Here is a 20436-nt window from a genome sequence, read left to right as displayed (position 1 = left end):
AGGGGGCGACATGTTCAGCTCAATTCCGCCCTGGGTACCGACCCCGTTTCAATCCACGCCCCCGCGCAGGGGGCGACGCCTGAATAACCTCCGGGACTCCCTCTTGGAATATGTTTCAATCCACGCCCCCGCGCAGGGGGCGACCAATAATTCTGCCACACTCAGAGTGCTAGAAAAGGTTTCAATCCACGCCCCCGCGCAGGGGGCGACACACAGTTACTGCTGATTCACTTAAGATATGCGTGTTTCAATCCACGCCCCCGCGCAGGGGGCGACGCAATACCTGCTCAGGCTGGCAAGCCGGGCAAAAGTTTCAATCCACGCCCCCGCGCAGGGGGCGACGGGCACCGTCGCGGATACCTGTCCGGAAAAAATCGTTTCAATCCACGCCCCCGCGCAGGGGGCGACCAGCATGAGCTGGGGGTTATCCTCAGCAAAAACTTGTTTCAATCCACGCCCCCGCGCAGGGGGCGACAGTGGCTCTCAAATGCCACGGGGTACATGGGTTCAAGGCCGTTTAGCCGCGAACCCATGATAAAGAATCCTGTTGATTTGAGTTTTGGTGATGCATGTGTTCAACAACTCTCAAAAATAAAAGATCAAAATACGAGTGCGAATACCCCGGCAAAATGCTGAGAGCTTTAGGTTCGCAACTCACAAAATCAGGGCATCATTTTCCGGATCATAGATCTCGCCAACTCCATGATGTTCCACTCTGCGCTGCCAGTTTTTACCCATGAAATAAAAACGAAGACTGTCCTTTTCTTCATCATATTCCTTGAGCAGTCGATCACGGAAGGCTGTCCACTGTACTGGGTCCACCACGCATTCAAACACAGAGTATTGAACTCGCTGCCCAAAGTTTTCGCAAACCTTGGCAATACGGCGCAATCTTTTCTTGCCGCTTGGATCTTCAAAACTCACGTCATAACTTACCAGCACCATCATAACTTACTTCCAGAAAAAAGGCGGATAACCCTCAAGATCCCCTCGAATATAGCGGGCCATCAACCTCGCCTGCAGGTGAAACGCAAGCCCCATGGAAATCCGCTCCTTCAAAAAAGGATGTACAACTTCGTCTGCTTTCCTTTTTTGCCATGCAACAAGGACAGCCTTTCTGGTGTCCTCATCCATAAAAACAGCTCCGCTTTCCTTGACCGTGAATCCTTTTTCACCCACTTCGCCACGATTAATCAGGGAAAGGACCAGGCGATCAGCCAAAAAGGACCGGAACTCCTCCATAATATCCAGGGCCAGTCCCGGCCTGCCCGGCCGATCACGGTGCAGAAACCCTGCCTGAGGGTCCAGGCCCACAGCCTCAATTGCTGAACGAATGTCATGCGCCAGAAGAGTATATACGAAAGAGAGCAGGCAATTCACATTATCTAGGGGCGGTCTGCGGGTTCGGCCCGTAAAGGAGAAGCCGGGGCCTTTCTTTAGAATCAGTTCGCCAAATACTCCGAAGTATGTATTAGCGGCCAGGCCTTCCAAACCCCTGGCCTCATCCAGGCTTACCGGGGTCTTTAAACGGTGGGCGCAACCATCCAGCACCCCGATGGCACCCTGCAAACGCTGTGCATCCACGCGTTCCGCATAATCCCGCAAGCAGCGCCTGAGCACCGCCCTGGAATTGGCAACTTTGCCGGCTACAATGCTCCTTGCGGTAGTTGCAGAACTTTCTTCATCATCCGCCTTGCGGTATTGTTCTCGGCGCAACAAAACATTTCCGCCCTGCGGCCCATGAACCGAAGCCAGATACCGCCCCCGTTCTGTCAAAAAAGACACTGCCAACCCCTTTTCAGCACAATGACCTAGCAGAAAAGGACTACATATGACATTGCCGAAACATACCACCCCGTCCAGGACATGAACCGGGAAACGTTTTTTTGACCCATCCTCAAGGCGAATAACGACACACTCGCCATCCTTGAACAGATAGCTGCCTTGTGAAGTCACATAGAGCGTATTAAGCAGTTTTTTCACTGTTCCAGCCCCTGCAACAAGTATTTTTCCACCTTACGTTGCTTACTCAATTTGGGCATACATACCCGTAGCAAAGAGCAGTTCTTACAATGTCGGCCGTGTTCCGGAGGAGGAGTGACCCCGCCTTCAATCAACGAATGCATTGCCCGGCAGCTCACTTCCACTTTTTCCCTGAGGACATCATCAAAGATAACTTTCTCACGACGACGGGGGCGGCCATAAAAAATAGCTCCCTCCCTTATTGTCAGTTCAAGCATCTCTTCCAGGCACATTGCCTGAGCACACAGTTGCCCCCGGTCCCAGTCCCCCACTTTGGGGCTGCCTCTTTTGTATTCCACCGGATAGGGGATACTGCTGCCTGATGCTCCAGTTCGCATCTCAAGCACATCAGCCACTCCATAAAGGCCCAAGCGTTCACTGCGCACCGGCACAGATCTCTCTTCATCGATACTGCCACGTCTGCCGGCCTCGCCTGCGTCAACCCGTTTATGCAGTAGTCGACCCTCGGCAGTAAACAAGTTTTCCTCCCAGACCATTTCCACATGAATAAGGGCACATTGTCTGGGACAGTACAAATAATGCTGCAATGCCGAGATGGGCAGAGATTCAGTGTCTCTCATACAATCAGCCCTTTCTGCGCGCCTGTGAACGGGTCCGGTAAAGCCGCTCGGTAAAGCCTCCCCCTTCCAGAAATTCTTTCTCCAAAGCCCTTAACTGCTGATCCAGAAGATAGTTGGTCTGATGGATCAGGCAGATCATGGTATTGGCTGCGACCTCCGGCGGGGCGTTTTCAATATATGTCCTATATGTCGCATAGGACCTATCCTTCTTGTAACAAAGCCCACGAACAGTTTTGGATAGTGGATGATCCTTGCCCCAGAGTGAATATCCTTTAAGACGCAGAAAGTCCTGAAAGTCCTGGAGCAGTTCCTCCAGGCTGGCCCTGGCAATCCCGACCAATTTCAATTCTGTCTTTTTGGAAGTACCGGAGGCCATACTGCCCTCAACGATATTCTGCTTGCCGCTTCGAGCGGCCTGGACCATCTGATCATGCGTCCGCGAACGAGGATTAACCAATCGCTGGCAAAACTTGACCGTGCCGTCATATACAAGCTCTGCCATCTGATACGATTTAAGATCCTGATATCCACCGTGAGCCGGGATAAGTTGGGGCGGTTCCTGTTTTGAGGTCACAAGGGGCCTCCTGATAATTTGTTACAGTCTTTGCTCCAAAGTGACCCCTTGGGGGATATTGGCCTGGTCTATTGCTATTGTGTAGTCGGAAAAGGAGCGGGGAGGCTTTTCAGGATCTGTGGCCCGCTCGACTTTGACTAGATCAAAGAGCTTGTGCGCTGGGGCGTTGCCCAACTTGGAGTCATGCTTGAAGATGATTAGCCTGCGAGCATTCATTTTACCTCGAGCGGCGGAATGATCATGATCGAACATATTTTCCATGGCCTGCCACAGAAGATTGAGGTCTGCTTCAGAAAACCCGGTCCCCTTATCACCATCTGCCAGATGTGCGGATATAAATCCTTCTGCACGATACAGAGCATATGGGATTATGTGCTTTCGTCCCATGGTACGCTCTTTTTCAAGATCTCTTTCATTAGTCACTGCCATCCGGGTTATGCTGACCTCTGCCGGGACAATCTCCTCTATGCTTCTGGCAAAAGTGAGTTGAACAGGGCCCCGCACCTGTCCGCAGTTGACTTCAGTGGTCATAACCGCTCCAAAGGTGCGCACATCATAAAAATTATCACACATCCAGCGAGTGACTTTACGGGCGTCCTCCCATTTTTTGGGCAATTTCTTTTTCTCTGGCTTTAAATCCAAGGCTTTGTAAGCCATCTCATTTGTTTGATTTAAAACGGCTTTCTCGGCAATATATATTTTGAATCCAGGCTCATTGTTTTTGACAATATCTACAAAATTTCGGACCTTGCGCTTAAGGCAGACATCAGTCACCAATCCGTACCCTGTTTCCGGGTCAATACGGGGCATATTGCCAGCGTCTGGATCGCCGTTGGGGTTTCCGTTTTCTACGTCAAAAAGATACACGAATTCATAGCGGTTTTGAATGGCTGTCATTGCTTACTCCTCCGTTTTGTCTTCTTGTTTGGTGTACAGGTCCTGCCGTTGATGATAATATCCAAGGACAAACATTCCCTGCTGTTCCAGGGTCATGGTCGCTGGAAAGCCTTTCCTGGGGTCAACATCGCCCAGAATTGTCTGTACTGATTTATCCAAGGTTATTGCCCAACCCGGTTTTTCTTTCCGGATTTTAGCCAGGCTGTGTTGAGCATTTTTCAATATAACTGGAAAGATCCGCCGCGGTGTAGCAGCAGCCGCACCAAAGAAGCGATCGCGAACTGTAACGTTTGCCCCTGGAGCAGCATCATTTTGAATGTAATCAACAACAGCAAATAGCCTCCCCAGCCTGTATCCAATGTTGGTATTCTCCTTGTCCACACCCATAGATATCTCCTTTTGTGCGTTTCGGGTAAGATATGCCTTGATAATACAAGCACGCAAATAGTTGACCTGCCTGTCGGCCCGGATACGTCCCATGACCGTGGTCAGCAGTGTTCTGGGGTAGGGTTGGTTATGCACTATGGCCCGGATGAACTGGCCGCCCAGAAGTGGAGGGATATGCCTGGAGTCCCTTTGGGGGGCCAGCTCCTTTAAAAGCCACCATGGACGGGGATATTCAGGTTCGTTTTCAAAACTGCGCTGCAGGCGAAGCGCCTTGTAGTGATTTCCTATGTTCTCAGCCATCTTGCCCACAGTACCTACATGCCAGAAGCGAACTGAAAGACGGGCGGCGTTCGGGGACAGACCCAGGACATAAAAAGGGGTATCCCTTTTTCCCAGTTCATGAGGGTAATATCCTTTAACAACAGCTCGCAAGTATTGATCTACCTCCTGGGCCATCTCATGGTCTTCTGCTTCTTTTACGCCCACAGACAGGCCGAAAAACTCCTCTGCTACCCCTGGAATATCCGTCCAAAATACTACAGTGGTTTCCCCGAGCTGAACCTTGCGGCGACTGCCTGGAGCTAGCAAGACGTTCAAGGCCGTAGTGTATCCGAAAGCAGCCCGTTCGGAAACCGGGGCATTGTGATTAGAAGTGCCTTTTCCATATGAGCCAAATGCAGGAGCATTGAAAGATACTAATGCAGCCCCAGCAGGTTGTGCTCCGGGTACATTTTTCATTTGTGGATGGGTACTTGGTATTGAACAATCGTGTTGGCCTGTTATAAGACACTGTCCTCTAATTTCAGACTGATTTTTCCTGAGATATTCTTGCCAAGCATTTCTTATTGCCGATCTTTCATGTAAAAAGCCTCTTTGCCCATCAAGCTCAAAACATATAAAGCCAGTACTGAGTAGCTCTTTCGTGGCCCATTCCGGAACCTGTCCAAAGATACGCTGGTCAATAAAATTTAACAGAGCTTTGGCACCGGAGTCCTTATTATCGCCCAGTATTTCACGATGCACTTCTGCAAAGCTATCAAATTGATTTTTAAAGAAAATTTCATTTCCATCACTGTCTAATTCGCATCCCAACACATATTTTGACTTATCCCACATAAAGTAAGAAGGGGCATTTGTCCCTGAACGTTCTTTTGGAAGCTTTGGTACTACAGCTGGTTTTGGAAAAGATCTTTTTCCCTCAAATTGCCTCAAGTCCCTTAACTGCACGACTGAGCCCTGTTCTGACAAAACCAAGGAAAAAGCCAGTTTTTCCTGGCTGAACCCAAAATCAGAAACTTCTGTTTCAGGATCAGCCCGCAATCTTTCATAATAATCATTGAGTGCTTGCAGAATCATTTGGCCACCACCCTTTGATTACGACATTCAATTATGCCGTTTTTCATCACAGGCCGAAAAAAGGTCGTGGTCATGTCAGCCTGGTAATCAATATCAAAAAGCATCCATCCCAGATCCTTTTCGCCGGTCAGCGCAGACTGCGGAATTTCGCCTTGCACAGGTTCAAAAAAGGCGGCAAATTCCCGGCATCCCAGGTAAGGACGATGAAAACACTGTCCCTTGGCTGCACGCCGATTAAATATGTCCAGATGCTTCCCGTCGTTGCGGTCTTCCCCGTTGGTATATTCAAAATGTGCTTCAATGATGTACTCTACATCCCTGAGTACCATGGCTGCCCGTTGTTGACGACTGTCCTCAATATACAGCCTCAAAGGCGTCTTGCTATCCTTCATGGCAGCATTCACCCCTGTTGCGCCCTTTACCGGGATCTTGGACTCCACTTCGTTTCGCCGCACATTGTCGAAAAGAATGGGCTTCATGACGTGGATTCTGTCAACTTTCCAGCAGATGGACGGCTTCCAGTAAATGGCCTCCAGTACTCCCCGAGCAGCAGAAGGCGTCATAACGTCATAACTGACGCGCTCCACCTTCATCTCGGGGCGAGTAAAACAGGCATAATCTCCCCACACCCGCAACTGTACTCCCTGTGCCACGACATACCTCCTTGCCGAATAAAAACGTCAACAAACAAAACCATCAGGTGTCTTTGGTTCTCTTGGAACCTTGAGTCCTTGCTTTGCACTATATAGCTCTTTGTCAATCAATACAGGATACTGCCCGTCCACATATTCAATAGCTCCTGCCTCATCCAGGGCTGCAAGTTCATGCGTATAGATCTGGACAATATAGTGCTGTAGTTTCCTGAGGGTCCCTCCGGCAGCGACAGCAAAGCGTAACCGCTCGATCAGGTTCTCCGCCTCCTCGTTGAAAGAAATAATGACGGGGGACATGAAATTTTCTATCAAGTTGAACCGCTTGGCCACATCCCGAAAGGCCCATTTGGGAGCCGGAGCCCTGAACTCATCCAGAATCTGCTTTTCGTCCAAACGTTGTGCCTGAAGCCAATAAGTTTCAGAAAAAAAATATTCCACAGCATCGGGCGCAAAAGGATCATGTCCGTAATGGCGAAGAGTACTATGTGCGCTGCCGGCGGCTTGACTGAAGGCTGGTGCCAAACCTTCCGATGGGGTAAAGACCGTCACTTTGCCCAGATCATCCAGTTCACCTTCCCGGTTGCAGCGTCCTGCAGCCTGAGCCATGGAATCCAATCCAGCCATTTCCCGAATCACCTCGGGAAAACTTACATCCACGCCGGCTTCCACCAATTGCGTGCTTACAACCCGGCATGGAGCACCATCCATTAAAACTTCCCTGATCTTTTTCAACTCCAGTGAGCGGTGAGCCGGGCACATCAGGGCACTTAAATGCCGCGCTCCAGGCTCATTTTGCACCAGGTCAAACAAGTTTCCAGCACGGGCTCTGGTGTTGACGACACACAATACCTGCTCTTTATCCCGTATAAGATTGGCCACCTCTTCAAGATCAAGCCTTCCGGCATCCTTCAGACGAGTCCGCAAAAATTCCCTATGCATTCGCTTTGGCTCTGGAGCTATTTCCCGCACTCCATCCAGTCCATGTTTAAAATCATCACGTTTGCGGAGTGCCGGCTGTGTGGCTGTACAAAGAACGATGCTGGCCTGATAATTTTCCGCCAGTTCCTCAAGGGCACGCAGACAGGGATTAAGATACTTAACCGGCAACATTTGTGCTTCGTCCAAGATAATAACCGAGCCTGCCAGATTATGCAGCTTGCGGCACCTGGAGGGCTTGGATGCATACAAAGACTCAAAGAACTGGACATTGGTGGTCACCACCACTGGTGCACCCCAGTTTTCACAGGCCAGACGATGGCGAAGGCCCGGACCGAACTGGTCTGCTTCTTCGGGCAGCGATCTTTCATCAAAATTACTGTGATGTTCAATAATTGAGTCAGGCGGGAAAATTTCCCTGAAAACCTGGGCATTTTGTTCAATAATAGATGTATAGGGTATGACGTATATGATGCGGCGGTGCCCATACTTTTGAGAATGCTCCAGGGCAAAGGCCATGGAAGCCAGTGTCTTGCCGCCTCCTGTGGGAACGGTAAGAGTGAATAACCCAGGTTCAAGAGATGCATTTTCCCTGCACCGCTCTAATATCTCCCGGCGCAACAGATTGATTCGTCCTTCGTTGGAAAATCCGGCAAGCTTGGCGTTCAAAGGCTGAAGCAAGTCTGCAAGCGCTGGCCCGGGATTCCTTGCAGCATACTTTTCCGGCTCCATAAACCTTTCAGTATCCAGAAAGTCGGCGTCCACCAAGGCGGAAAAAAGCATGCGTGTGAAAAAGGCGAGCTGAAACGCGGATCTGGGCTGAAAAGGTAAGGACGGCAGTGAAATGTCAGACACAGGATCTGGTGCATGATCCGGCAATACACCAGCCTGTTGCAGGAGGTCCATAAGTGATGTGCTGGTGTCTGTTTGAGAATGGCCGTAGTTGGGAAGCCCGCCATGATGCCCGGCTATACAGTAGCTGACAAGTTTGCCGGGCTGTCCCAGATATTCCCAGGCCAGCCTGGCACCAACACCCTTATGGTCCACCCTGCGGCTGGATTGTTTTTCCAATTTATCCTGAAATTCCTGCCTGTACTTCCCGATATCATGTAATCTACCCAGGATATACCCCCAATCAGAGGCAGAAAATACCCGAGCATGTTTAGCAGTCATCTCTGCAACCTGACGCAAATGCACCTCAAGAAGCTGCCATTCTCTTTGCGGTTTATTTTCAAGCGTATGAGCATAATACTGCATTTTTGCTCCTTGAATTAGTTGCCTCTTAGTACAGCATAACTATCCAGCTTTACTAGACTTCACTAATTTTCCTTCAATAGACAGTAAAAGTTCTGTTTTAATTTTTCTTAAAATATATTTTGGTTAACTTCAATCCCAAATCTAACCCCTCACTTAAAAATCCCCCGAAAGATCCTTCCGGTGGCCTTGCCTGCGGCTCTGCGGCCGATGCGGCGGCCTATGCGGTTTTTGCGCACCGCGTTTATATCCCCCAGAATGCGGGCAAGGAAATACAATATGCTGCGCACTCCCATTTCCGGACCTCCTTGGATTTTGGTTGCAGGTCATGGATAGCACACCCACAACGTCATTTCGTGTCGTTGTGGATAAAAAATTATCATTTTTTATAGATTTTCTTCACCTTCTGGATCTTGGCGGCCACTTTCGATCTTAATTCCTCCTGCTTACCAATTCCACTTCTGCAACGCAGTGTTGACAAGTGGTGACAAATTTGTCATCATCAGTTCTGATGAGCAGCAATACAAGAAAAATCTCTTGGATCAAGGCGGCGCGGAAGGATTTTGAAAAGTTTCCACAGGAAGCGCAGATTGAAATTATGCGGGCGCTGACCGTGGCAGCCGAAGGACACTAATGAACGAAGATATTGAAGTTGTCCGTGGCAGTGGAAATGTATTTCGCGACTTTGGATACCAGGGCTCCGATGTCGAACAGACCAAATCCATTCTGGCCGCCAGAATCATTGGGGTGCTGAATGATATGGAGCTTTCAACCCGCAAGGCTGAAACCCTGACAGGGATCAATCACAGCGAGTTTGCGCGGATACGCCGGGTAAAACTTGACCGTTTTACCATTGACCGACTGATAACAATCCTGAACCGGCTAAATCAACGCGTCGAATTCGACATTAAGCTTTTTCCCCGGGAAAATGCAAACTCCGGGTTTTCTCTTGTAGCCGAGTAAGCAGGGAAGGTTTCTTTGTTTCTTGGGTTGCGGGCATGGCCCGCGTTAGAAAATAAAGTTTTCTATTTCTGATAGATTTTCTTCATCTTCTGGATCTCGGCAGCCACCTCCCGGCGCAGGGATTCCGGCCTTATCACCTCCACATCCGCACCAAAGGAGAGGATCTTGAGCTTGATCTCCCGGAAGTCGGCCACGGGAATTTCCAGTTCCAGGGAGCCATCCTCAAGTTCGCGCATTTTCTGGTCCGGGTGCCAGACCTGCTCCCTGATCCAGCGCGCCCGGAAAGGGCTGAAGCGCAAAACAACAGGCCGGCTTGTCCGGTCCTGGAAAATCCCGAAACTGGACTCCACCTGGTAGCTCCACTCGGATTCCGGCCTGGGCTGAAACCAGTCCTGAGTCTGCGTTACCCGCGCCATGCGGGAGAGGTAGAATTTGCGCCAGTCATATTTTTCCAAACAGAAGGCGATGAGCACCCATGAGCCCATGTAGTGCTGGAGGTGATGAGGTTCTGCTTTTCTGGTAGTGGGTTCTGCGGTGGCTGGAGAGGTATAGTCAAAGGCGAGAATGCGACAGTTCAGAAGGCTTTGGGAAACGATATCGAACACCTGGGCCTGGGCCGGGGAATACTGGTTCCAGACTGCTGAAAAAGCCTTGTCCATCATGTCCTGGCCAAAGCCCAAAAGCGAGGTCATATTCATCAGCCTGCGGCTGAATTTTTTGATGATCCGGCTTACGTATCCACCTGTACTTTTGTCCAAGAGGCTTCTGGCCAGCACAACCGCCAGGATCTCCTCCTGACTGACCCGGGCCGGGGAAAATTCGTAATCTTTGTCTGTATAATAATAGCCTTTCCTGGCCCGATCATACTCAATGGGCGCTCCGAGCCGGTCCCGGAAGTTGGCTATGGTCCTTTGGGCCGTTCTTTCGGAAAGCTCGAACTCCCTGGCCAGATCTCCGGCACTGGGGTATTCATCTGCCCTGATCCTGACATGAAGCCAGATAATCCTTTCAAAAAAAACAAAATTTCGAATCTTTTACCTCCCTTCGCAGGTGCTTACAAACCACCTGCAGCAAGCACCGCCACGGCCAGGGCCAGGCTGATCCAGGCTGCGGCCTGGATGACTTTCAGGGCGGCCTGGATATGCTCCCATGCGGCATCCTGTCCCTTCTCCCCCATCCAGGGCTTTTCCACCAGGGCGAAAGCATACTGCACAGGCCCGCCCAGGCGGATATTCAAGGCACCGGCCATGGCCGCCTCGCTGTGCCCGGCATTGGGTGATGCGTGCTTTAACCGGTCCCTCAGGCCCGTGCCCAGAGAGCCTTTCCAGTCATAGCCGCAGGCAAGCGCAGCCAGACTGATGAATAAAATGCTCAGCCTGGCCGGGACATGGTTTAAAACATCGTCCAGCCTGGCTGCAAAACGCCCGAACTGCATGTACCTGCTGCTTCGGTAACCCACCATGGCATCCAGGGTATTGACCATGCGATAGTTTGCAGCCAGAAGAACACCTGCAAAGGCCGGTTCCACTCCCAGAACCTGCCCCAGGATGCAGCCGGCCACAAACCAGAAGGCCAGCGCCAGGAAGCCATCCACAAAATTCTCGGCCACGCTCTCCACCGCAGCCCTGGCCACCCCGGAAGAATCCAGGGCACTCGGGTCCCGGCCCACGATCATCTGCAGCTTCTGCCTGGCTCTGCCCAGGTCACCCTCCTCTAGGGCCCGGGCTATGGGACGGGTATGACCCACCAGGTCTTTCAGGCCCATGCAGGAATAGACCAGAAAGACCATGAAAATAAATTCAAGTCCCGGAACCATGGAAGCCAGAAAAATGCCTGCAGCCGCCAGGATACTCACCCCGCTCAGCATGGCCGCCGTCAAGATCATCCCGCCGCCGCGGCCCCTGAGCCCCTGGGAAAAAAACAGTCTCTCCACCCGGGAGACAGCTGCGCCCATGAGGCGTACCGGATGCAGGCGGTACACCGGGTCTCCCAGGAGCAGGTCCATAGCGAAGGCCAGTACAAGTATGATCAGAGCTTCAGTCATTTGGTTTTCCTGAAAGTTAAAGCCCGGCGAGCGTGCCCCTTCCGGAGCAGTTCAATAGACTTGCAAAAAACTGCTAAAGTTATTCCATCCCCAGGCCGATAGTATAGTTAATTAAGGCAGACAAAAGCATCAAGCATAAAAACAGGGGGGATATATGTACTCCAACGCAGCCAGAGCTTACTTCCAGACCAAAGTCAAAACCACCACCAAAGAAGACCTGGTTGTCCAGTTGTATGAAGCAGCCATCAAGTTTCTGGAACAGGCCAAAGAAAGAATCCGGGAAAAGGACTATATTGCCAAAGGAGAACGGATTGACCGCGCTCTTATGATAATCGGAGAACTTAATTCCAGCCTGAACGCGGAAAAAGGCGGCGAAGTCGCCAAAAATCTGCACGCCTTCTACGCCAGTTGCCAGGCCAGGCTTCTTATGGCCAGCCTGAAGCTGGACATCGAGAAAATCGATGAAGTAATCAATATGCTTAGACAGGTCTCCTCTGCTTTTGCCGAGGTAAGCCGAAATCAGAAGCACCTGCAGTAAGATCTTTGCTGCTCCCCCTTCAAGCAGCACCTCGCGGGGCCTGGATTCCAGGCCCCTTTTTTTATCCTTTTCCAGACTTGATTTAGGACGCTTATATGGATAGAGTTCAGGCTTATGCAGGTGATTTGATTATCACCCCGGACTTTGAATAAATTCAATACTTCGAACTCATCAAGGACCATATATGCGCATAACCTGTCCCAAATGCATGTTCCAGCAGGACGTGCCCGACGAAAAAATACCGCCGCACGCTAAAAAAGCCACATGTCCCAAGTGCAAGGAAAAGTTCCAGTTCCGCGACCTGGAAGAACCAGAGGAGTTTACCCTGGAAGATGAGCCTGCAGCTGAAGAAGAGGCTTCTTCTGATTCCCGGGAGCATGACTTCGCCACTTACCAGGATGAAAAACCCGCCCAGGAAAAAAGCCGGGAAGAAGACCAGGAAGAGAGTCTGTGGAGCAAGCTGGAAGATCTGGGCGGCCCTGCCGAAGAACCGCAAAGAGATCAGGCAGCCCCCGGCGAAAGTTCTGCCTCGCCATGGGAAAATTTGCAGCAGTACGGATTTTTCCCCGGATTTTTTGAAACCGTCAAGAGGGTCATGCTCGCCCCGGGACCTTTTTTCCGCAAGATGCAGCCCGGAGGACTGGGCATGCCCCTGGCTTTTTTCATCCTGGTCTCGGTTATTCAGGTGCTGGCCTCATTTCTCTGGAACATGACCGGCATGTTCCCTGCTGCTGCAGAACACGGCGCACCCGGCATGGGCATCGGCATGGTTGGGGCAGGGTCCATTCTCATTTTGCTTGTGTATCCCCTGTTCATGGTCGCCTGGATATTTATCGCCTCCGGTGTTACCCACCTGTTTCTCATGGCTTTTCAGGCGGGAAGATCCGGATTTGAAGGCACCTTCAGGGCTACGGCCTACGGCAGCGCCCCCATGCTCCTGGGTGTCCTGCCCATACTTGGACCGTTCATCGGCGCCCTGTGGTCCCTGGTGGTCACAGTCATGGGCTACAGATACATCCACGGCACGACCTATCCCCGGGTCATCCTGGCGCTCATTGCACCCATCATGATCATCGTGCTCCTGGCCACCATGATGATGGGTGGCCCTGGAATGTAATTTTTAAACTTTTAGAAATCCAAGGATATTAAATGATAGGAATTTCAAAGCTTTACTGCGGGGCGGTGGAGGCTGCCGACGCCTTGCGCTATGGTCGCCAGGCAGGAAAAATGCCCTCTCATCTTCTGCAGTTTTCCAAGGATAAAAAGCCGGTTGTAGTCTGGAACATGACCAGGCGCTGCAACCTGAAATGCGTTCACTGTTATGCCCAGGCCCTGGACGAGCAGGGTACCGACGAGATCGACACCCCTGCGGCCAAAGAGATAATCAACGATCTGGCTGACTACGGTGCGCCTGTAATGCTCTTTTCCGGGGGCGAACCCCTGGTACGCCGGGACCTGGTGGAACTGGCCAGCCACGCAGTAGGCCGCGGCATGCGGGCGGTGATCTCCACCAACGGCACCCTCATCACCAGGGACAAGGCCAGGGAGCTAAAAGATGTCGGACTTTCCTACGTGGGCATCTCTATAGACGGCGGCCCGGAAGTACATGACCGGTTCCGGGGAGTGCCCGGATCCTTTGACAAGGCCATGCAGGGCGTGAAAAACTGCCAGGAGCAGGGTCTCAAAGTGGGACTTCGCTTTACTGTCAACAAGAGAAACGTCACGGAAGTCCCAAAGATATTTCAACTCCTGAAAGACATGGATATACCCAGGGTATGTTTTTATCACCTTGTTTACTCCGGACGTGGTTCCGAGCTCATCAATGAAGACCTGGGACACCAGGGTACCCGGGAGCTGGTGGATCTGATACTGGATGAAACCAGAGCCCTTTTTGACGCAGGCATGCCCAAGGAAGTCCTTACCGTGGACAATCATGCAGACGGTCCCTATATTTATCTGCGCCTGCTCAAGGAAGACCCGCAGCGGGCCAGGGAAGTTCTGGAGCTTCTGCAGTTCAACGAGGGCAACAATTCCGGGCGGGGTATCGGCTGCATATCCTGGGACGGCAGCGTTCATCCAGACCAGTTCTGGCGGCAGCATGTCGTGGGCAATGTACTTGAGCGGCCCTTTTCCCGGATCTGGGAGGACGAGTCCATAGAGCTTCTGCAAAAGCTAAAGGACAAGAAAAAATACGTGGGCGGCAGGTGCGCCGGGTGCAGGTTTTTAAATGTCTGCGCCGGCAACTTCCGGGCCAGGGCCGAGGCCTTCTACGGGGACATCTGGGCCCAGGACCCGGCCTGCTACCTGACTGACGAGGAAATAAAGGCAATATGAGCAGCTCAAATTTCTACCGCGGCAGAAGACTTCGCTCTTCAAAGGCCATTCGGGACATGGTCCGGGAAACGGATCTTTTGCCCCGCAACCTGGTCCAGCCCTTTTTTGTCCTGGAATCCCAGGACCCCAAAGAATCCCGGCCCATTGCCTCCATGCCCGGGCAGAGCCAGCTGGCTCCGGCCGCTCTGGAGGAAGAGGTGTCCCGGGCGGTGGACCTGGGACTTCAAAGCGTCATCCTCTTTGGCATCCCCGTACACAAGGACCAAAAGGCCAGTCAGGCCTATGCACAGGATGGAATAATCCAGCAGACGGTTCAAAGACTCAAGAAGCGTTTTCCATCCCTGGTGGTCATAACCGACGTCTGCCTGTGTGAATACACCGATCACGGGCATTGCGGCCTTATCCAGGATAAAAAGGTCCAAAATGATCCCACCCTGGAGCTTCTGGCCAAAACAGCCCTGTCTCATGCCCAGGCCGGTGCGGATATTGTGGCCCCGTCAGACATGATGGACGGCCGGGTCCAGGCCATCCGTGACATGCTGGACAACCAGGGCTTCAAGGAACTGCCCATTATGTCCTATGCAGTCAAGTATGCCTCGGCCTATTACGGCCCGTTCCGGGAAGCGGCCCAGAGCTCACCATCATTTGGAGACCGCAAAACCTACCAGATGGATCCCGGCAACGCCAGGGAGGCCCTGCGCGAGGCAGAAGCCGACATAATCCAGGGCGCTGACATGCTCATGGTCAAACCGGCCCTGCCTTATCTGGACATTATAAGCGCCCTGCAAAGCTCCTTTGACCTGCCGGTGGCGGCCTACCAGGTAAGCGGGGAATACAGCCAGATCAAGGCCGCAGCACAGTTAGGCTGGCTGGATGAAAAAAGCGTTGCCCTGGAATCGGTAACCGCAATAAAAAGGGCCGGGGCAGAAATCATTCTTACTTATTTCGCCCGGGAAATCCTGGGATGGATGGCCGGCAATGAATAGTCAAAATCATGATGCCACAAGCCCTGCAAAGGCCCCTGATCTCAGGCTGGTGGCCTGGGAGGTTACCAGGTCCTGCAACCTGGCCTGCAGCCATTGCCGGGCCGAGGCCCACCCGGAGCCCTACCCCGGAGAGCTGGATACAGCTCAGGCCAGGTCGCTCATCGACACCTTTCCCCAGGTGGGCAATCCGGTGGTCATCTTTACCGGGGGCGAGCCCTTGCTTCGCCCGGATATTTTTGAACTCATCTCCTACGCCGATTCCCAGGGACTTCGCTGCGTCATGGCCCCCAACGGAACGCTTATCACCCCGGAAAATGCAAAAGAAATAAAGTCCTCAGGGATCCAGCGCTGCAGCATTTCCATTGACGGACCAACTGCTCAGGAACACGACCTGCTCCGCGGGGTACCGGGTGCCTTTGAGCAGTCCATGGCCGGCATCGAGTACCTCAAATCCGCCGGGGTGGAGTTTCAGATCAATACTACAGTCACTAAGGACAACCTGGACAAGTTCAAGGATATATTCAATCTGGCCAGAGACCTGGGTGCAGTGGCCTGGCATATATTTATGCTGGTTCCCACCGGCAGGGGCGCTGATCTTCGGGACCAGTTCATAAGCGCCCGGCAGTACGAAGATGTCCTGAACTGGTTCTATGACTTTAGAAAGACCACGGACATGCACCTCAAGGCCACCTGCGCCCCGCATTACTACCGCATCATGCGCCAGCGGGCCCGGGAGGAGAACGTGGATGTCACCAGGGAAAACTTCGGCCTGGACGCCATGTCCAGGGGGTGCCTGGGCGGCATCGGATTCTGCTTTATCTCCCATGTGGGCCAGGTACAGCCCTGCGGCTACCTGGAACTGGACTGCGGCAACATCAAGACCACGCCCTTTCCTGAAATATGGCAAAGCTCGCAGCATTTCAACGCCCTGCGCGACATAAGCGCCTACAAAGGCAAGTGCGGCAAGTGTGAATTCCACCGTGTCTGCGGGGGATGCCGGGCCAGAGCCTATACCATGAGCGGGGACTACCTGGCTCAGGAACCTCTTTGCTCCTATGAGCCGGTAAAAAGCTAAAAAAGAGAGGCCCCTTGGAACTGAGCGCGACGGACAAAAAAATCCTGGATATAATCCAGACGGATTTTCCCATAGATCCCAGCCCCTATGCCACAGTGGGCCGGATGGTCGGGCTTACCCAGGCCGAGACCCTGGCCAGGGTCAGGAGCCTGAAGCAAAAAGGGGTGATAAGAAGAATAGGCGGAAACTTCAATTCCAGGCAGCTGGGCTGGCACAGCACCCTGTGCGCCGCTGCGGTTCCGGAAGAAAAGCTGCAGGAGTTCATAACCGAGGTAAACCAGCATCCCGGGGTTACCCACAACTACCTGCGCAGACACAGAAATAATGTCTGGTTTACTTATATAGGGCCGTCTAAGGAAAAGGTACAGGAATCCTTACAGCAGATCACCGCCGTTACCGGCATAGAAATCCTGAACCTGCCCGCCAGGAACATGTTCAAGATCAAGGTGGATTTTCCCATGGAATAGAAATGGGACTATGCACCCCCTGCGCATAAAGATCCAGGGTCCGGGGATCAGGCAATTTCCTCAATAATATCCAGGCGCTTTGCATGCCTGCCCCCCTCAAATCCGGTCTCCAGGAAGACATCCAGGATGCTGCCGGCCAGATCCACTCCAATGACCCTTTCGCCCATGCACAGGACATTGGCGTTATTGTGCTTTCTGGCCATCCTGGCCATGTATTCGTTGCAGCAAAGAGCTGCCCGGATTCCCCGGAAACGGTTGGCTGTCATGGACATGCCCAGGCCGGAACCGCAGATGAGAACACCCAGGCACTGAAGCTCCAGGACTTTTTCACACAGCCTGCCTGCGTAAACAGGGTAATCGCAGCTGGAATCATCTTCGGTCCCCACGTCTATTGTCTGCCGGTCATTACTTAGACGGTCCATCAGGACCCTTTTCAGCCACAGCCCTGCATGGTCCGAACCAAAGACCACGGTTTTATTCATGATTCTTTCGCCTTTATGCAAGCGGTCTAATCCTGCCGGCCCAGGTATCTGGACATGCGGTTTTCCAGAAAGGCTCTGCGCCGGGCCTGGAGTTCGTTTTCCAGGTGGGATATTTCCTCTTCCAGAAAGCTCACCTGACCCAGGACCAGATCGAGATCCGAATCTTTCAGGTTCAGGGCCTCCTGCCGGCCTGAGGTACCGGAAACCACCGCCTCAGCCAGCTTGAGCTTCTCCTGGTCCAGCCTTTTTTTCATCTGCCGGATCTCCCACTGCCTGAACATACGGGTGAAATTCCAGCGTATCTCGCTTAGAATAAGACGCCAGCCCACCAGAAAGAGTTGCCAGGGATTAAGCTCGAAGCTGCGCACCAGACGATCCATTTGTTCCCGAAAGCTCATGTGATTACTCCGTGTGTTTTGGAAGTTGACTAATGCAGGAATATAGTCCGTGTCCCATCTGGAGGGTCCAGGCTCATCTGCTCTTGATCCCAGGTTCTGTCCACATCCACAGACCTGATGCGGATTACGGCCTCCTTGTCCTCGGACAGATGCATATCCAGCCTGGAGAAATAAAACAGGTCGTTTTCCTGCTCAATACCCTTGAACTCCACATGCCATCCATCACCCTTGATCATGTTCAGACTGCCGTCCTGCTCCAGTACAACGCTCGTGATGTTTTCGTCTTCAAAGTAATACTTCCACATATTCTCATGGGATTCAACCCGGTGATACTCCCGGGGGACAAGATGCTGGAAATCCCCCAGAAGTACAAGGCTGGTCTCCCTCAGGCCCATGGGTGTGGGAAAACCCAGGAGGGTCGCCCCCCTGCTTCCGTCGTGATGTATGTAGCGGGTGTTTTCTCCGGGATTATAGGCTTGCCACCTCAGTTCATCCTCCAGCCACATGGAAACTGTCTGGCCGAAACCGGCAGAGATGTCCATGCGTACCGGATAACCTGCAAAACCCCATATCGCCGCCTGCACCCTGCGCTGCTGGTCCGGGGTGGAATAGTTCACGCTGGTCTGGATATAAAACTCCTGGTCTTCCTGGAAACTGGAGCTTTGCTCCCAGAAATCCTGCCATACCACCTCCGGGGGCCTCTCCACGGGGATGCGCTTGGGGGCGCAGGAAAAAACAAGAAATGTGGATAGCAGAAGGCACAAAATGCCGCAGTAAAATTTCATGGACCGGCCTTTGCTGACTCGTTTTCAGGCATATCCTTGACTTTTGCCCTTTGTTCCCTGAGGTGTTCGGGGTTTTCCGGGTCCAGTTCCAGGGCCTTTTCATAACCATGCAGGGCATGTTCGCGTTTTCCCAGGGCCTTGGCTATATCCCCGTAATGCTCCCAGATCACCGCCTCGTCATCCACCTGTTCCACTGCAGCCAGAATCTCCTCCCAGGCCTTTTCATAGCTTCCCTGCCGGTAATATACCCAGGCCAGTGAATCAATATAGTAGCCATTTCCAGGATCCAGCTCCAGCGCCCTCTTGATAAGGATCATGGCCCGGTCCAGGTCCCTGTCCTGGTCGGCCAGAGTGTAGCCCACGTAGTTGAGGGCCTCGTGATGCTCCTGGTCCAGGGCGATGATCTCTTCCATTATCTGCAGAGACTTTTCTGTTTTGCCGCTTTTATCCAGCACTACACCCTTGCGGAACAGGAAATCAGTCTGCCCGGGCCATTTTTCCAGGGCTTTTTCCAGAACTTTCCTGGCTTCCTGGTATTCTTCCATGGCTTCCAGGACAATGGCTTCAAAGAGGTGAACCCTGTCCTCCCCGGGATGAAGCTCCTGGCCCTTGCGGGACAATTCAAGGGCTTCCTGGTAGTTCTTTTCATGAAAAAGGATCTGGACCCTGAAGGAAAGGGCCTGCAGATGATAAGAATCCTCTTTGGAAATCCTGGAAAGATAGTCCAGGGCCAGCTGTGGATCGTTTCGGCCCTCGTAGGCTATGAGAGCAAAGTAAAAATACATGGTGTCCGGGTAATCACTCTCAGCAGCGATGTCCTGCAGTAAAATATCTGCATGCTCGTAAAACTCATTGCGGATAAACTGGTTCACCATATCCAGCTGAAAACGGACTTCATCCGGGCCTTTGCCGAACATGGCCACGGCCCTTTCAGGATCATTCAAAAGCAGGTTCAGCTCCACAATTCGAAGAATCAGGTCCGGGCTTCTCTCGCCCATCTTGAGCAGCTGCTGATAAATTCTCTCGGCCTGGAGGTAATCCCTTTCCTGCTCATATATAAAGGCCTTTTCAGCCCAGGCCTGCATAAATCCCGGTCGGGCCTGCACCGCTTTATCCAGGTAAGCCACCGCGTCTGTCTTCTCGCCGAGTTCGCTTTTGGCCCGGCCCATATAGTAATGCATCTCCGGGGTCATTTCATCCGGGGGGATTTCCTGCAAAAGATCCACTGCTCCGGCATAATCACGCATTTCGATATAAAATGCAGCCAGGTCCTCGTAAACGTCAAGATCCTCCGGCACCAGATCCTTGTATTTTTCCAGGGCCTTTACAGCCCCGGACCTGTCACCTTTGACCAGGTAAAATTCAGCCATCTGAAAATACAGTTCAGGGGTACGGGGATAAATCCCGGTGGCATCCTGCAGAATATCCACGGCCTTTTGTTTTTCCCCCTGACGCAGATACTCCCTGGCCAGATCCTGATACAGGCGCACAGACGGACCCAGAACCAGAGCCTTTTCCAGGGCAAGGGCGGCCTTTTCGTGGTCCCCTGCGGCCTGATAGTCCAGGGACTTCAGGTAATGGTAGGTAACCTGGGCCTGGGGAGTCAGCTCCCGGCCTGTTTTCGCCGTCTCGGGCTGCTGGGTTTTAGGGGCGCAGCCCAGGACCACAGCCGCAATCATGATAACCAGAATTTTTTTACCCATT

At 52.4% G+C, this 20436-nt stretch carries 23 protein-coding genes and 1 CRISPR repeat array (1 of these 24 only partly in view); of the genes, 8 read left to right on the top strand and 15 right to left on the bottom strand.

Annotated features, from left to right (window positions below; translation table 11 throughout):
• Window positions 1-475: direct repeats of the CRISPR family, unit length 32 nt; unit sequence GTTTCAATCCACGCCCCCGCGCAGGGGGCGAC; it reaches 2143 nt to the left of the window's first position.
• A 179-nt stretch (window positions 476-654) separates the two neighbouring features.
• From cas2 to DTHIO_RS21855, 9 genes are all read right to left on the bottom strand, one after another.
• A complete protein-coding gene (gene cas2 / locus DTHIO_RS11500; RefSeq protein WP_008870471.1) occupies window positions 655-948 on the bottom strand; it encodes a CRISPR-associated endonuclease Cas2 in 294 nt (97 codons plus the stop codon).
• A 3-nt stretch (window positions 949-951) separates the two neighbouring features.
• Window positions 952-1983 carry a type I-C CRISPR-associated endonuclease Cas1c gene (cas1c, locus tag DTHIO_RS11495; protein WP_008870470.1) on the bottom strand — a complete coding sequence of 344 codons (1032 nt, stop codon included), beginning with the start codon at window positions 1981-1983 and terminating at the stop codon, window positions 952-954.
• The gene (cas4, locus tag DTHIO_RS11490) at window positions 1980-2603 is read right to left on the bottom strand and encodes a CRISPR-associated protein Cas4 (protein ID WP_008870469.1); all 624 of its coding nucleotides are present in this window, start codon (window positions 2601-2603) and stop codon (window positions 1980-1982) included. Before cas4 ends, cas1c begins: the two co-directional genes overlap by 4 nt.
• Window positions 2604-2607: 4 nt before the next feature.
• Window positions 2608-3177, bottom strand: coding sequence for a four helix bundle suffix domain-containing protein (locus tag DTHIO_RS11485; protein WP_008870468.1), 570 nt, complete (start codon window positions 3175-3177; stop codon window positions 2608-2610).
• Window positions 3178-3198: 21 nt separating this feature from the next.
• Window positions 3199-4074 (bottom strand): type I-C CRISPR-associated protein Cas7/Csd2, encoded by an 876-nt coding sequence (gene cas7c / locus DTHIO_RS11480; RefSeq protein ID WP_008870467.1) that lies wholly within the window; start codon window positions 4072-4074, stop codon window positions 3199-3201.
• A gap of 3 nt (window positions 4075-4077) precedes the next feature.
• Window positions 4078-5817: a type I-C CRISPR-associated protein Cas8c/Csd1 gene (gene cas8c / locus DTHIO_RS11475; RefSeq protein ID WP_008870466.1), complete on the bottom strand. Its 1740-nt coding sequence runs from the start codon at window positions 5815-5817 to the stop codon at window positions 4078-4080.
• Window positions 5814-6470, bottom strand: coding sequence for a type I-C CRISPR-associated protein Cas5c (cas5c, locus tag DTHIO_RS11470; protein ID WP_008870465.1), 657 nt, complete (start codon window positions 6468-6470; stop codon window positions 5814-5816). The genes cas8c and cas5c overlap by 4 nt, the downstream gene beginning before the upstream one ends.
• A gap of 27 nt (window positions 6471-6497) precedes the next feature.
• A complete protein-coding gene (locus DTHIO_RS11465; protein ID WP_008870464.1) occupies window positions 6498-8663 on the bottom strand; it encodes a CRISPR-associated helicase/endonuclease Cas3 in 2166 nt (721 codons plus the stop codon).
• A 149-nt stretch (window positions 8664-8812) separates the two neighbouring features.
• Window positions 8813-8956 carry a hypothetical protein gene (locus DTHIO_RS21855; protein WP_008870463.1) on the bottom strand — a complete coding sequence of 48 codons (144 nt, stop codon included), beginning with the start codon at window positions 8954-8956 and terminating at the stop codon, window positions 8813-8815.
• A gap of 215 nt (window positions 8957-9171) precedes the next feature.
• Here DTHIO_RS21855 and DTHIO_RS22705 point away from each other — a divergent pair, with 215 nt between their 5' ends.
• Window positions 9172-9294, top strand: coding sequence for a hypothetical protein (locus DTHIO_RS22705; RefSeq protein ID WP_279614622.1), 123 nt, complete (start codon window positions 9172-9174; stop codon window positions 9292-9294).
• The gene (locus tag DTHIO_RS11455; RefSeq protein ID WP_008870462.1) at window positions 9294-9623 is read left to right on the top strand and encodes a helix-turn-helix domain-containing protein; all 330 of its coding nucleotides are present in this window, start codon (window positions 9294-9296) and stop codon (window positions 9621-9623) included. Before DTHIO_RS22705 ends, DTHIO_RS11455 begins: the two co-directional genes overlap by 1 nt.
• A gap of 62 nt (window positions 9624-9685) precedes the next feature.
• Here the strand turns inward: DTHIO_RS11455 and DTHIO_RS11450 are convergent, their stop codons facing one another.
• Together DTHIO_RS11450 and cbiB are read right to left on the bottom strand one after the other, a co-directional pair.
• Window positions 9686-10399 carry a helix-turn-helix transcriptional regulator gene (locus tag DTHIO_RS11450; RefSeq protein WP_144311508.1) on the bottom strand — a complete coding sequence of 238 codons (714 nt, stop codon included), beginning with the start codon at window positions 10397-10399 and terminating at the stop codon, window positions 9686-9688.
• A 278-nt stretch (window positions 10400-10677) separates the two neighbouring features.
• The gene (gene cbiB / locus DTHIO_RS11445) at window positions 10678-11667 is read right to left on the bottom strand and encodes an adenosylcobinamide-phosphate synthase CbiB (RefSeq protein ID WP_008870460.1); all 990 of its coding nucleotides are present in this window, start codon (window positions 11665-11667) and stop codon (window positions 10678-10680) included.
• A 154-nt stretch (window positions 11668-11821) separates the two neighbouring features.
• Here cbiB and fliS point away from each other — a divergent pair, with 154 nt between their 5' ends.
• The 6 genes from fliS to ahbA all read left to right on the top strand — a co-directional run bounded on the left by fliS (window position 11822) and on the right by ahbA (window position 17067).
• The gene (fliS, locus tag DTHIO_RS11440) at window positions 11822-12205 is read left to right on the top strand and encodes a flagellar export chaperone FliS (RefSeq protein WP_008870459.1); all 384 of its coding nucleotides are present in this window, start codon (window positions 11822-11824) and stop codon (window positions 12203-12205) included.
• 184 nt (window positions 12206-12389) lie between these two features.
• The gene (locus DTHIO_RS11435) at window positions 12390-13322 is read left to right on the top strand and encodes a YIP1 family protein (RefSeq protein ID WP_008870458.1); all 933 of its coding nucleotides are present in this window, start codon (window positions 12390-12392) and stop codon (window positions 13320-13322) included.
• Between the two features lie 32 nt (window positions 13323-13354).
• Window positions 13355-14539, top strand: coding sequence for a 12,18-didecarboxysiroheme deacetylase (gene ahbC / locus DTHIO_RS11430; protein ID WP_008870457.1), 1185 nt, complete (start codon window positions 13355-13357; stop codon window positions 14537-14539).
• Complete coding sequence (gene hemB, locus DTHIO_RS11425; protein ID WP_008870456.1) at window positions 14536-15525, top strand: porphobilinogen synthase; 990 nt, start codon at window positions 14536-14538, stop codon at window positions 15523-15525. The genes ahbC and hemB overlap by 4 nt, the downstream gene beginning before the upstream one ends.
• Window positions 15518-16600, top strand: a complete 1083-nt coding sequence (gene ahbD / locus DTHIO_RS11420) for a heme b synthase (RefSeq protein ID WP_008870455.1) — start codon at window positions 15518-15520, stop codon at window positions 16598-16600. The genes hemB and ahbD overlap by 8 nt, the downstream gene beginning before the upstream one ends.
• Before the next feature lie 20 nt (window positions 16601-16620).
• Window positions 16621-17067, top strand: coding sequence for a siroheme decarboxylase subunit alpha (gene ahbA, locus DTHIO_RS11415; protein ID WP_040418570.1), 447 nt, complete (start codon window positions 16621-16623; stop codon window positions 17065-17067).
• Window positions 17068-17114: 47 nt separating this feature from the next.
• Here the strand turns inward: ahbA and rpiB are convergent, their stop codons facing one another.
• The 4 genes from rpiB to DTHIO_RS11395 are packed head-to-tail and all read right to left on the bottom strand — an operon-like array spanning window position 17115 to window position 20435.
• Entirely contained in the window at window positions 17115-17549 is a 435-nt protein-coding gene (gene rpiB / locus DTHIO_RS11410; protein ID WP_008870453.1) for a ribose 5-phosphate isomerase B, read from the bottom strand.
• 26 nt (window positions 17550-17575) lie between these two features.
• Complete coding sequence (locus DTHIO_RS11405) at window positions 17576-17947, bottom strand: hypothetical protein (RefSeq protein WP_008870452.1); 372 nt, start codon at window positions 17945-17947, stop codon at window positions 17576-17578.
• A gap of 29 nt (window positions 17948-17976) precedes the next feature.
• On the bottom strand, window positions 17977-18732 hold the full coding sequence (locus DTHIO_RS11400) for a hypothetical protein (protein WP_008870451.1): 756 nt from the start codon (window positions 18730-18732) through the stop codon (window positions 17977-17979).
• Window positions 18729-20435 (bottom strand): tetratricopeptide repeat protein, encoded by a 1707-nt coding sequence (locus DTHIO_RS11395; RefSeq protein WP_008870450.1) that lies wholly within the window; start codon window positions 20433-20435, stop codon window positions 18729-18731. Before DTHIO_RS11395 ends, DTHIO_RS11400 begins: the two co-directional genes overlap by 4 nt.
• Between the last annotated feature and the right edge of the window lies 1 nt (window position 20436).

The organism is Desulfonatronospira thiodismutans ASO3-1 (assembly GCF_000174435.1).
Taxonomy (GTDB): domain Bacteria; phylum Desulfobacterota; class Desulfovibrionia; order Desulfovibrionales; family Desulfonatronovibrionaceae; genus Desulfonatronospira; species Desulfonatronospira thiodismutans.
Note: the sequence above shows the minus strand (reverse complement) of the source record. Positions and strands in the feature narration are given on the sequence as shown.

Excerpts from the sequence above, each read along its gene's own strand:
- cas4 (WP_008870469.1), bottom strand. The coding sequence starts at position 2,603 with ATGAGAGACACTGAATCTCTGCCCATCTCGGCATTGCAGCATTATTTG.
- cas7c (WP_008870467.1), bottom strand. The coding sequence starts at position 4,074 with ATGACAGCCATTCAAAACCGCTATGAATTCGTGTATCTTTTTGACGTA.
- DTHIO_RS11395 (WP_008870450.1), bottom strand. The coding sequence starts at position 20,435 with ATGGGTAAAAAAATTCTGGTTATCATGATTGCGGCTGTGGTCCTGGGC.
- cas2 (WP_008870471.1), bottom strand. The coding sequence starts at position 948 with ATGATGGTGCTGGTAAGTTATGACGTGAGTTTTGAAGATCCAAGCGGC.
- fliS (WP_008870459.1), top strand. The coding sequence starts at position 11,822 with ATGTACTCCAACGCAGCCAGAGCTTACTTCCAGACCAAAGTCAAAACC.
- DTHIO_RS11400 (WP_008870451.1), bottom strand. The coding sequence starts at position 18,732 with ATGAAATTTTACTGCGGCATTTTGTGCCTTCTGCTATCCACATTTCTT.
- DTHIO_RS11465 (WP_008870464.1), bottom strand. The coding sequence starts at position 8,663 with ATGCAGTATTATGCTCATACGCTTGAAAATAAACCGCAAAGAGAATGG.
- DTHIO_RS11435 (WP_008870458.1), top strand. The coding sequence starts at position 12,390 with ATGCGCATAACCTGTCCCAAATGCATGTTCCAGCAGGACGTGCCCGAC.
- cas8c (WP_008870466.1), bottom strand. The coding sequence starts at position 5,817 with ATGATTCTGCAAGCACTCAATGATTATTATGAAAGATTGCGGGCTGAT.
- DTHIO_RS21855 (WP_008870463.1), bottom strand. The coding sequence starts at position 8,956 with ATGGGAGTGCGCAGCATATTGTATTTCCTTGCCCGCATTCTGGGGGAT.
- cbiB (WP_008870460.1), bottom strand. The coding sequence starts at position 11,667 with ATGACTGAAGCTCTGATCATACTTGTACTGGCCTTCGCTATGGACCTG.
- rpiB (WP_008870453.1), bottom strand. The coding sequence starts at position 17,549 with ATGAATAAAACCGTGGTCTTTGGTTCGGACCATGCAGGGCTGTGGCTG.
- ahbC (WP_008870457.1), top strand. The coding sequence starts at position 13,355 with ATGATAGGAATTTCAAAGCTTTACTGCGGGGCGGTGGAGGCTGCCGAC.
- DTHIO_RS22705 (WP_279614622.1), top strand. The coding sequence starts at position 9,172 with ATGAGCAGCAATACAAGAAAAATCTCTTGGATCAAGGCGGCGCGGAAG.
- ahbD (WP_008870455.1), top strand. The coding sequence starts at position 15,518 with ATGAATAGTCAAAATCATGATGCCACAAGCCCTGCAAAGGCCCCTGAT.
- DTHIO_RS11405 (WP_008870452.1), bottom strand. The coding sequence starts at position 17,947 with ATGAGCTTTCGGGAACAAATGGATCGTCTGGTGCGCAGCTTCGAGCTT.
- hemB (WP_008870456.1), top strand. The coding sequence starts at position 14,536 with ATGAGCAGCTCAAATTTCTACCGCGGCAGAAGACTTCGCTCTTCAAAG.
- DTHIO_RS11455 (WP_008870462.1), top strand. The coding sequence starts at position 9,294 with ATGAACGAAGATATTGAAGTTGTCCGTGGCAGTGGAAATGTATTTCGC.